This window comes from Thiohalocapsa sp. (assembly GCF_022340605.1).
Lineage (GTDB): Bacteria > Pseudomonadota > Gammaproteobacteria > Chromatiales > Chromatiaceae > Thiohalocapsa.
In genome coordinates, this window is sequence record NZ_JAJDNQ010000101.1 from 18,768 (window position 1) to 28,051 (window position 9,284).

At 64.6% G+C, this 9,284-nt stretch carries 10 protein-coding genes, 1 tRNA gene and 1 pseudogene; 6 read left to right on the forward strand and 6 right to left on the reverse strand.

All coding sequences use genetic code 11. The features are described 5' to 3' along the window. The first annotated feature begins 187 nt into the window (after positions 1–187). From LJE69_RS13350 to LJE69_RS13360, 3 genes are all read left to right on the forward strand, one after another. The gene (locus tag LJE69_RS13350) at positions 188–1,693 is read left to right on the forward strand and encodes a mannose-1-phosphate guanylyltransferase/mannose-6-phosphate isomerase (RefSeq protein WP_296925829.1); all 1,506 of its coding nucleotides are present in this window, start codon (positions 188–190) and stop codon (positions 1,691–1,693) included. An 81-nt stretch (positions 1,694–1,774) separates the two neighbouring features. Further along, a complete protein-coding gene (gene ychF, locus LJE69_RS13355) occupies positions 1,775–2,866 on the forward strand; it encodes a redox-regulated ATPase YchF (RefSeq protein WP_296925832.1) in 1,092 nt (363 codons plus the stop codon). Between the two features lie 78 nt (positions 2,867–2,944). Next, a tRNA-Met gene (locus LJE69_RS13360) sits at positions 2,945–3,021 on the forward strand. 252 nt (positions 3,022–3,273) lie between these two features. On the opposite strand, the gene LJE69_RS13365 is transcribed toward LJE69_RS13360, so the two are convergent. The 5 genes from LJE69_RS13365 to LJE69_RS13385 form a co-directional block, all read right to left on the reverse strand. Beyond that, complete coding sequence (locus tag LJE69_RS13365) at positions 3,274–3,648, reverse strand: hypothetical protein (RefSeq protein WP_296925834.1); 375 nt, start codon at positions 3,646–3,648, stop codon at positions 3,274–3,276. A 5-nt stretch (positions 3,649–3,653) separates the two neighbouring features. Further along, positions 3,654–4,202, reverse strand: a complete 549-nt coding sequence (locus tag LJE69_RS13370; RefSeq protein ID WP_296925836.1) for a hypothetical protein — start codon at positions 4,200–4,202, stop codon at positions 3,654–3,656. A 372-nt stretch (positions 4,203–4,574) separates the two neighbouring features. Beyond that, complete coding sequence (locus LJE69_RS13375) at positions 4,575–4,973, reverse strand: PIN domain-containing protein (protein ID WP_296925838.1); 399 nt, start codon at positions 4,971–4,973, stop codon at positions 4,575–4,577. Positions 4,974–5,056: 83 nt separating this feature from the next. Next, entirely contained in the window at positions 5,057–6,037 is a 981-nt protein-coding gene (locus tag LJE69_RS13380) for an ImmA/IrrE family metallo-endopeptidase (protein ID WP_296925840.1), read from the reverse strand. Between the two features lie 173 nt (positions 6,038–6,210). Continuing rightward, positions 6,211–6,591, reverse strand: a complete 381-nt coding sequence (locus LJE69_RS13385) for a putative phage abortive infection protein (RefSeq protein WP_296925842.1) — start codon at positions 6,589–6,591, stop codon at positions 6,211–6,213. 32 nt (positions 6,592–6,623) lie between these two features. Between LJE69_RS13385 and LJE69_RS13390 the strand changes: the two genes are divergently transcribed. The 3 genes from LJE69_RS13390 to LJE69_RS13400 all read left to right on the forward strand — a co-directional run bounded on the left by LJE69_RS13390 (position 6,624) and on the right by LJE69_RS13400 (position 8,624). Continuing rightward, positions 6,624–7,250 carry a hypothetical protein gene (locus LJE69_RS13390; protein ID WP_296925844.1) on the forward strand — a complete coding sequence of 209 codons (627 nt, stop codon included), beginning with the start codon at positions 6,624–6,626 and terminating at the stop codon, positions 7,248–7,250. Between the two features lie 550 nt (positions 7,251–7,800). Then, positions 7,801–8,244 carry a hypothetical protein gene (locus LJE69_RS13395; protein ID WP_296925846.1) on the forward strand — a complete coding sequence of 148 codons (444 nt, stop codon included), beginning with the start codon at positions 7,801–7,803 and terminating at the stop codon, positions 8,242–8,244. Positions 8,245–8,396: 152 nt separating this feature from the next. Beyond that, on the forward strand, positions 8,397–8,624 hold the full coding sequence (locus tag LJE69_RS13400) for a helix-turn-helix transcriptional regulator (protein WP_296925848.1): 228 nt from the start codon (positions 8,397–8,399) through the stop codon (positions 8,622–8,624). Between the two features lie 449 nt (positions 8,625–9,073). On the opposite strand, the pseudogene LJE69_RS13405 reads toward LJE69_RS13400, so the two are convergent. Continuing rightward, a pseudogene (locus LJE69_RS13405) lies at positions 9,074–9,284 on the reverse strand (hypothetical protein); the annotation flags it as partial.

Here is a 9,284-nt window from a genome sequence, read left to right on the forward strand (position 1 = left end):
TGCGCTGATTCACCGATGATGGCCGCAGCAGCGTGTACTCGGAGGATATCAGGCGGAACTGTCTAGCATCGTGGGGCACGGTGCCGAGCGGGACCATCGAGGCCGCGAATTTACCGTCCGTGGGTCGGTTGTTTTAATCCGGCCCTCTCGCCCGGTGATGTTGCCGGCAATATTGGAGGAACGCATTATGTCCCTGCTCCCCGTCATTCTGTCTGGCGGCTCCGGCACGCGCTTGTGGCCTTTGTCCCGCGAGGCCTACCCGAAGCAGTTCCTGCCCTTGGCGGGGGAGCACACCATGCTTCAGGCGACGGCGCTGCGGCTGGACCACCTCGCCGCCGAGCACCCCAGACTCGGATTGAGCGTGCAGAACCCGCTCGTGGTTTGCAATGAAGCGCATCGATTTCTGGTGGCGGAGCAGTTTCGCGTGCTGGGGCGCGATTGTGCGTCGATCTTGCTGGAGCCCATCGGCCGCAACACGGCGCCGGCATTGACGCTGGCGGCGCTGGCGGCCGGCATTGGCGATGGCGACACCGATCCGGTGCTGCTGGTGATGCCCGCGGACCATACCATTGCCGATGCGGCCGGCTTTCGGGCCGTGGTAGCCGACGGCTATCTGCTCGCCGACGCCGGTGCGGTGATCACCTTCGGCATCGTGCCCACCAAGCCCGAGACGGGGTATGGCTACATCCGTCAGGGCGAGCCCTATCCGCACGCGGGGCTCGGCGGCGAGGCGTTCGGCCTGCACGCCTTCGTCGAGAAGCCCGACCTCGCCACCGCCGAGGGTTATGTGGCCAGCGGTGAGTACCTGTGGAACAGCGGTATTTTCATGTTGCGCGCATCCGTCTGGCTGGCGCTCATACGGCGCTTCCGTCCGCGTATTCTGGATGCCTGCGAGGCGGCGCTCGCTGCCGGCTCGCGCGATGGTGACTTTCAGCGGCTCGATGCCGGGTGTTTCGCCGCCTGCCCCAGCGACTCCATCGACTACGCCGTCATGGAGCGCCTGTCTGCCGACGCGCCGGAGGCGGCCGCCGATCTCCCGCCGGCGGCAGTGCTGCCACTGTCGGTGGGCTGGTCCGACGTCGGCGCCTGGTCGGCGCTGTGGGAAGTGCGTGAGCAGGACGCCGCGGGCAATGTGCTGGAGGGAGACGCCTTCGTGCATGACGCCACCAACAATCTGGTGCTGGCGCAGCACCGCATGGTTGCCGCCGTCGGCGTCAACGATTGCATCATTGTCGAAACGCCGGATGCCGTTTTGGTTGCGGACAAGGACCACGCCCAGGACGTCAAGGTCGTGACCCAGTTCCTCAAGGGTGCGCAGCGCAGCGAGTATCGCCATCACCAGCGCGTGCATCGACCCTGGGGCGCGTTCGAGTCCATTGATGCCGGCCCGCGCTATCAGGTCAAGCGCCTCACCGTGAGCCCGGGCGAGTCCCTGTCCCTCCAGATGCACCATCATCGCGCGGAGCATTGGATCGTGGTGTCCGGCACCGCCCGGGTCACCTGCGACGACAAGACCTTCCTGCTGGCCGAGAACCAGTCCACGTACATTCCCGTCGGCGCCACCCACCGCCTGGAGAACCCGGGCAAGGTGCCGCTGGAGATCATCGAGGTGCAGTCCGGCGGCTATCTGGGCGAGGACGACATCGTTCGCTTCGAGGACGTTTACAACCGCGACGCCAGTGAGGGCTGCTGAGGCACGCCAGCGCATACAGCGCCGGGCCGGTTGGGCTATGATGGCGGGCTTTCTGTCGAGCCAACCCACCGGTCCCCAGTCATGGGCTTCAAATGCGGCATCGTGGGCCTGCCCAACGTCGGCAAGTCCACGCTCTTCAACGCGCTGACCCGCTCCGGCATCGCTGCGGAGAACTACCCCTTCTGCACCATCGATCCGAACGTCGGCGTCGTGCCGCTGCCGGACGCGCGGCTCGATGCCATCGCCGCCATCGTCCAACCGGCCAAGGTCGTGCCCACGACCATGCAGTTCGTGGACATCGCGGGCCTCGTCGCCGGCGCATCCCGGGGCGAGGGGCTCGGCAACAAGTTCCTCGCCAACATCCGCGAGACCGACGCCGTCGCCCACGTGGTGCGCTGCTTCGAGGACGACGACGTGGCCCACGTGGCCGGCAGCGTCGACCCGGTGCGCGACATCGAAGTCATTGACACCGAGCTGGCGCTCGCCGATCTCGAGACCGTCGGCAAGGCGCTGGACCGCGCGGTCAAGGCGTCCAAGACCGGCGACAAGGCGCAGCTCGCGCGCAAGGCGCTGCTGGAGCGGGTCGCGGCGCATCTGGACCAGGGCCTGGCGGTGCGCGCAATGCCATTGACCGACGACGAGCGCGCCGAGCTGCGCGAGCTCTTCCTGCTCACCGCCAAGCCGACGATGTACGTCGCCAACGTCGCCGACGACGGCTTCCAGGACAACCCGCTGCTGGAGCGGGTGCGCGAGCATGCCCGGGCAGAGGGTGCCGAGGTGGTGCCCGTGTGCGCCGCCATCGAGGCCGAGATCGTGGAGTTGGACGAGGACGAGCGGGCCGAATTCCTCGCCGACCTGGGCCTCGACGAGCCGGGCCTCAACCGCGTCGTGCGCGCCGGCTACCGGCTGCTCGGCCTGGAGACCTATTTCACCGCCGGCCCCAAGGAATGCCGCGCGTGGACCATCCCCAAGGACGCCACCGCGCCGCAGGCCGCCGGCGTTATCCACACCGACTTCGAGCGCGGCTTCATCCGCGCCGAGGTGATCGGCTACGACGACTTCATTGCCTGCAAGGGCGAGCAGGGCGCCAAGGAGGCCGGCAAGCTCCGCAGCGAGGGCAAGGACTACGTCGTCCGCGACGGCGACGTGGTTCACTTCAGGTTCAATGTCTAGCGGAAAGGCCAGGCGCCAATGCTCATGCCCGTGGGCTTGACCGGGTTGGCCTGCCAGGATAGACTACGCGATCTTTCCGGCTACGTAGCTCAGTTGGTTAGAGCGCGGCACTCATAATGCCGATGTCGCTAGTTCGAATCTAGCCGTAGCCACCAGAAACAGAAACGGCCGCCTTCGGGCGGCTTTTTTGTGCGCGAATCGGCCCGGCTTCGCCGGGTCGCCACTGAGCTACACCTGAGCTACAAATCTCAACAGTCGGCCTAGGGGCAGGGTAGGCGTCAGGCGCGCCGATGGGCCAAGAAGGCGGGCCAAAGCGGCTTTAGTTTCCCCGCGCGCGTGCGCGCGCACGTGCGCGCGAGATCGCGTTGCAAGCAGGGGGTATCGGATCGGGCTCTAGCGGAAGGCCGTCAGCTCAGCGCGAGCGCCGGCTGGTTCTGCGGTGCCAACTCGTCCAGCAACCTGGTCAGCGCGGGCGGGTCTTGGATGACGACGTACTGCCAGGTGTCGAAGCCGCCGTGACCGGTCACTGCCGCAGTCCAGCGCCGAGCGGCCTTCGCCTTCAGGTCCGCGTCGTCGCCGTACTGGCCCTTGATCTCGATCAGAAGCCGTAACCCGGCCAGCAGCACGGCGATGAAGTCCGGCAGATGGCTGGCCGGTACGCCGCCCTTACCGTAGGGGACGCGCAGGCCCGGGTGCTCGTTGTTGACCCAGCGCTCGACGCTTGGCTGGCTGTCGAGCGCGAAGGCGGCGCTCTGCTCCCAGGTGTTGGTGTCCGCCGCCATGAGGTTCAGGTGGCACTTGTCTTATCGGACAGCATTGCCTTCAGATCCACTCGTTGCAGTTCGTCGGCCGACGTGGCCTCCTCCGGTGTCGGGAATACCGGGCTGCCAGGCGACCAAAGCTCGGTGCTGTCGGGGTGCTGGTCGTAGAAGGTGGGGTCGGTCGTGACGCGGATCGGAACGCGCATCCCCGGTGCGAGGTACTTGAAGTCCTTCTTGCCCAGTGGGCTGACCTCCGCACCCGGCGGCAACAGCTCAGGGCGTTGCAGCACCTGCCCCAATTCGTTCAGCCCATAGGCCGGCGTCGGACGCGGCGGCTCTTCCAGGTCGGCGGCGGTGACCTCGTCTAGGTCGAAGCCGGTGTTGGCCTGTGCGTCCACCTCTGACTCGATGTCGGCGAGCAGGTTGGAGCGGGCAAGGTCGCGCTGCTCGGCGCGGCCTATGGCGACCTGCTTGATGGCGCCCGGCAGCCTGGAGAGGATCGGCTGCAAGCGCCCCACGAAGCTCTGAAACAGGTCGATGCGCTGCCGCAGCGCCTGATAGACATCCGCTTCCACTGTGTCCTCGTAGTGCAGGTTGAGGATGCGGATGCGTGGGTACTCCTGCCCGAAGCGGCTCCGCCAGCATGGCCGCCGCCGTATCCCGCAGCTTGGCGCCCTGCTCGATGGCCGCTACATGCTCCGCGCTCAGGGTGCAGCCGACCACGAGGCGCATCTTGCCGCCGCTGCCGATTAGCGCCTCGACACCGCGGGCGGCGAGCGCCAGGGCATAGGCGTTGAAGAAGCCGGTGGAGCGGTCGTAGCGAATGGCGCATTGGAGCGCCGGCACGTAGAAGCCCTGCACCAGGTCGCCGTGCTCGGGGCTGTACTTGGTGTCCCATGCGGAATCGGTCAGGAGTCCGCCGGATGGCGTCGCCACGCTGTCTGTCATCAGAAGTCGCCTCCGCCGAGCCGGTCGATCTGTCGTTGCACCTGATCCCATGGAAGTCTGCGACCACCTGCCCGCATGCGCGCATAGGCGGCTTCTGCCTCCCCGATGCCGATCACCTCGCCCGCGACCAGCCGCTCCATAAGCCAAAGCCTGCCCATGACGGCAACCCCCTCGTCACCGGCAATCCGGCGCAAAACGCGGTCGCCGGTGAGCACCGGGCATCTTTCCTGGCGCGCGAGTGCGAGGGTCATGAGGTCGTTGAGGCTCACGCCGGGGCCGGCATAGCGGGCCGTCAGCGCCAGCGTTTCGGTGATCGCGGGCGCGCCGAGGGTGAGCAATTCCAGGCCAATCTCGGGCAACTGCGGGTGATGCTTCGCCAGCTCCTCGGCGAACAGCACGTCAGGGACGGCAAATCGGTAGTCGCGGAGCTGGAACAGTCGCTGCAGGACCCCCTATGTCCAAGTCGATCAGGACATTGGCATCACTGATCAACAACCGCATCGGTGGGCTCCATGTTCCGTAGGGCGACGAAGTCCATCAACGGCAGCCCGAACAGCTCCGCGGCCTTGGACTCGGTGATGTAGTCCTCGGCGAGGGCATGAAAGACCATTTGCTCGAAGAGCTGGGGCCGTTCGGGCGGATAGGGCTCGCAGGGCTCGCGGCGATGCCAACCTTTGATGCGAAACTGCTTCACCGCGGCAACATAGGACGGCTGATCGAGCACCCCGACATCGCGGGCGCGAAACAGCCAGGCACCCATGCTCAATCCGTAGGTTTGCTTCAGCACGCAAAGCTCGCGCGGCTCCAGGCGGGTCCGGCGCGGGCCAAGCTCCTTGATGACCTCCGGGGCGGGCGCGAGAAAGGCGCCGGCAAAGCGATTCGCCGCGGCCTCCTCGTCCAGACCGTCGGCCAGTCGTCCGCGCAGCACCACGTGGCCGAATTCATGCGCCAGCGTGAAGCGTTGCCGGTCTCCCGGCCAGTCGCGCCCGACGACGATCACGGGTATTCCATCGACCTCCGCGGCCAGCCCGTCGAACTTGTCCTCCGGCCCGGCCGGGCATTGCACCACCAGCATGCCGCGCTCTTCGAGCATGTCCGTCACGACTGGGATCGGGTCATTGCCAAGCCCCCAGCCCTCGCGCAGGCCGAGCACCAGGTCTTCGATGTCCCCCAGCGTCGAGATGGCTGGCGGCAACGTCTCCGGCAGCGCAAACGGCGTGATCGGCCGCGCCGGCAAGTAATCTTCGAGGGAAAGAAACCGCTCCACCTGCTCGCGCACGTTGCCCTCGATCCGGTCCAGCGTCTTCCGGCCGAGGCGCGACGCCTTGCGGTACTCGACCCCGGTAAGGCGCGCGTCGCGCTGCCGGAAGAAGAACTCGACCCGCACGCCGAAGGTCTCGGCCAGCTTGAGCAGCACGTCCGAGGACGGCACCGTGGCATCGCCCTCGTACTTGCCGATCATGGTGTGGCTGAGGCTGCACGCTCGGCTGCCGCACGCAGCGACAGCCCGGCGGAGCGCCGCGCAAGCTTGATGCGCAGTCCGATCATGGTTGCTGCCCTCGCGATGCCCGGTTGACAAAATATAGAGCCGGAGCGCTATTTGTAAACCCGCCGGCGCGATCACGAACCCGCGCATCAGCGTTCAGACGCCGCCTCGTCATCCTTGGTCCCCTGGCTCATCCCTGTACGAGAAGCCGCCATCTTTGCAACGCGTTCGGCTTGGTCTCCCCAGGCTTCCGCTGAATAAAGCGATAGGTGCTTACGGTCGATTGAATCGATCGGAAGATTGTCAAACAGCGCGTAATTCTCAGCCAGCGGCTTGAATTTTTCTCTGCCATGACTCGACAGGCAATTGTAATACAGGAGGTTCAGCTCCAAATCGGATAGCTGCCCTCGCAGGATGCCCGAATACAGGACCTTGTCCTGTTCATCGCTATCATTCACAAATCGTAATGTGCGATAGAGGTGGCGGAAATAGTGCCCTAGGTATTGTTGGTTCTGGCGCCAGAATTTCATATAAGCCCAGTTGACCTTTTGCCGAGATCCTCGTGTGGCAAATCTTGCCGATCGAGGCACCCGTCGAGTTGCCGCTCGAATTCCCGGAAGCAGTCTCGGCCCATGACGGGAGTGGAAATCAGTTCTGGGGGGCCTGCTTCGTCAACGTATCGCTCTCCAGCGAAGTCGATTCGCATCGCGTTCACAATCTCGTTGTGCAGCCGAAGCATCTCGAAAAACATTCGCTCGAAGCGCTGCAATCGCATTTCTTCGTTCGTCCGCTTAAGCTCTTCGCGTTGAAGCTGCAATTCCTCGCGCTGCATCAAAATTGCGATAACCAGTCCAGCGAAGGCCATGCACCGGGAGCAATGCCTCTTCCGGAACGCGTTGGGATCGGAGTCGAGATCCTGCACTTACCAGCGGAAGGTCGCCCCCAGGGCCGGGCCGGTCATGCGCAGGTCCGCATCATTCTTGCCGTTCCGCGAGCGCTGATCGCCGAAGTCGAAGTAGATGATGTCGGTGAACACCGACCAGTCGCCCTTGCGTACCTCGCCGGTGGCCATGGCGCCGAACTCAAGGTTTTGCAGATAGTCGTTCGGGCCGATCTCGGTGCTGACGCTGAAATCGCCGAGGTCGGACCCCAGAATCCGTCCGTCGATCGTGCGGCAGAAATACGTTGATGTTTGGCAGCCAGACGTAGGGCGTCAGCGTGAAGTGCCAGCTACCGTCGTAGGGATCGACCTGATCCGCCGCGAGGGAGGTGAGCGGAGACGTCGACAGGCCGAAGACCGCGAGGGCGGCCAGCGTCCGATAGCGAGGGACAGGTACGAGCATGACTTATTCGCGTGACCGCGTGGATGAATGAATCCGCTCTGACTGCGAGACGTTGTCTGCTCAGGCTTGGGACGGAAATTTGGAATCATTGCTGTGATAACCATATATCTACGGGAATGATGTCAGGCTTGATCGCCTCGGTCTGACCATGTCACGCCAATCTGCGGGGGCGTCCCCGTTCCAGCCGATCACGGAGATCGCGACCTGAATATTCCCGTCGTCCGGGCGCAGCATCTGATCGACTATATCGGTGTCCTCCGAGCGGCTGGCGAGCCGGTGCAGCGAGCGTTGGAGTGCTCGCGGCTCCCTGTTTTTATTGAACAAACACCCGATGCTTACGTCGGTTTGCCTCGCGCCCTCGACTGGGTTTGGCGCTCGAGACGCGAGGTAGGGATCATGGAGCTCGGCTTCCTCGCGGGCCGCGCGGCTTCGCTCAGTACGCTGCATCCCGATTTACACCGCGCAGTGATCCGGGCTCCCACCGGACTTTCCCGCATCGAGGCCCTGTCCAACCATGTGCACCGGGAAAACGGCGCCGTAAAGATCGACATCCGCCGTGAAGGCGCCGATAGACGCGTGATTTGCGAAGTACTGGGCTTTCAGAACAGTCCTTTTGTAGGATTCGCCGAGTGGAAGGTGATCGCGGGGATCATTGATATCGTGCGCAGTGCCGCCGGAACTGTTCGGCGCCCGGTCGAGATCACCTTCGTCTCGCGCGGGCGGCCATCCGAGGCCACGCTGGAAGCCTACGGCAACACCCGCATCCTGACCGGCCAGGCGTGCGTTCGGTACTCGTCGCGGTGGCCGACATGGCGCGGACCGGCATCGACCGCCGGTTAAGACCAGATCACGTCGGCAATCCGCCGATCCCCCCGCAAACGCCATCTGGCCGGGGTGACGCCTGGGACTTCGTGAGCGCACCGCGCGCGATCATCCGTCCCTATCTCGCTCAGGGGCATCCACACCTATCGGTGGTGGCCGAGATCGTCGGTATGAGCGAGCGCACCTTGCAGCGTCGGCTGGCGCAAACCGGCTCGACCTATTCCGACATCGTCCAGGAGGCGCGTTTCTCGATCGCGTCCGACCTGATGGCTGATTCCGACCTGAATATCGCCGACATCGCGTTTGCCGCCGGCTACGAGAACACGCCACATTTTTCCAGGGCGTTCAAGCGGCTGACGGGCATGACACCTCGCGAATATCGCGGCGGTCTGGCCTGAAGCATCGACGCCAGACATGATGCCTACGGCGCCGAATCGTCCTTTAGACGGCAAGTGACTGCCATCGCGCCCGCTCAGGTTTGCGGAGCCCTCCCGTCTCGCGCCCTCATGCAGATGCTGGAACAGCTGATCGTGGTGGTGTCGTGGCGGCGGGGCGGGAACGTCAACGCCGTCGATCGCCACCGGCCCCCAATGGCATCGCCCGCCGCCGCTTCCAGGTCCGCCTTATGTGTCTGCAGACAGAACAGCTAATAGCCGATGGTGGCCACAAAAGGAGAAACGCGCCAGCAGCAGCCAGACAAGATCCCGTACGGTTTCATTCAGTTGTCTACAAAAGCCGCGCACTCGCATGAATGCTTGGCATTGCAGGCACAGGGCCATTGGTTACAGGTTACGGCGAGGAGCGTTTGAGCTTCTCGCCGGGCTAGAGCGCAGGACCGGCGCCGCGACTACCTGACCTCGCCGACAACCTCGTTGCGGAACGTAGCGACGACACCGTCGCCGACCTTGACGCCGTCGAGCATCGTGGGGTCCTGTACGTCTAGGGTGCGAGTTGTGTTGGGGCCTTCGATCGTCACAGTGCCCTTTGCCTTGTTCAGGCCGACGACCTTGCCCGAAAGGGTCAACGTTTCGGTCATCATGCCGCCAGGCTTCTTGCCC

Coding starts and splice junctions, on each gene's coding strand:
- LJE69_RS13350 (WP_296925829.1), top strand. CDS start 188: ATGTCCCTGCTCCCCGTCATTCTGTCTGGCGGCTCCGGCACGCGCTTG.
- ychF (WP_296925832.1), top strand. CDS start 1,775: ATGGGCTTCAAATGCGGCATCGTGGGCCTGCCCAACGTCGGCAAGTCC.
- LJE69_RS13365 (WP_296925834.1), bottom strand. CDS start 3,648: ATGGCGGCGGACACCAACACCTGGGAGCAGAGCGCCGCCTTCGCGCTC.
- LJE69_RS13380 (WP_296925840.1), bottom strand. CDS start 6,037: ATGATCGGCAAGTACGAGGGCGATGCCACGGTGCCGTCCTCGGACGTG.
- LJE69_RS13385 (WP_296925842.1), bottom strand. CDS start 6,591: ATGAAATTCTGGCGCCAGAACCAACAATACCTAGGGCACTATTTCCGC.
- LJE69_RS13395 (WP_296925846.1), top strand. CDS start 7,801: ATGGAGCTCGGCTTCCTCGCGGGCCGCGCGGCTTCGCTCAGTACGCTG.
- LJE69_RS13400 (WP_296925848.1), top strand. CDS start 8,397: ATGAGCGAGCGCACCTTGCAGCGTCGGCTGGCGCAAACCGGCTCGACC.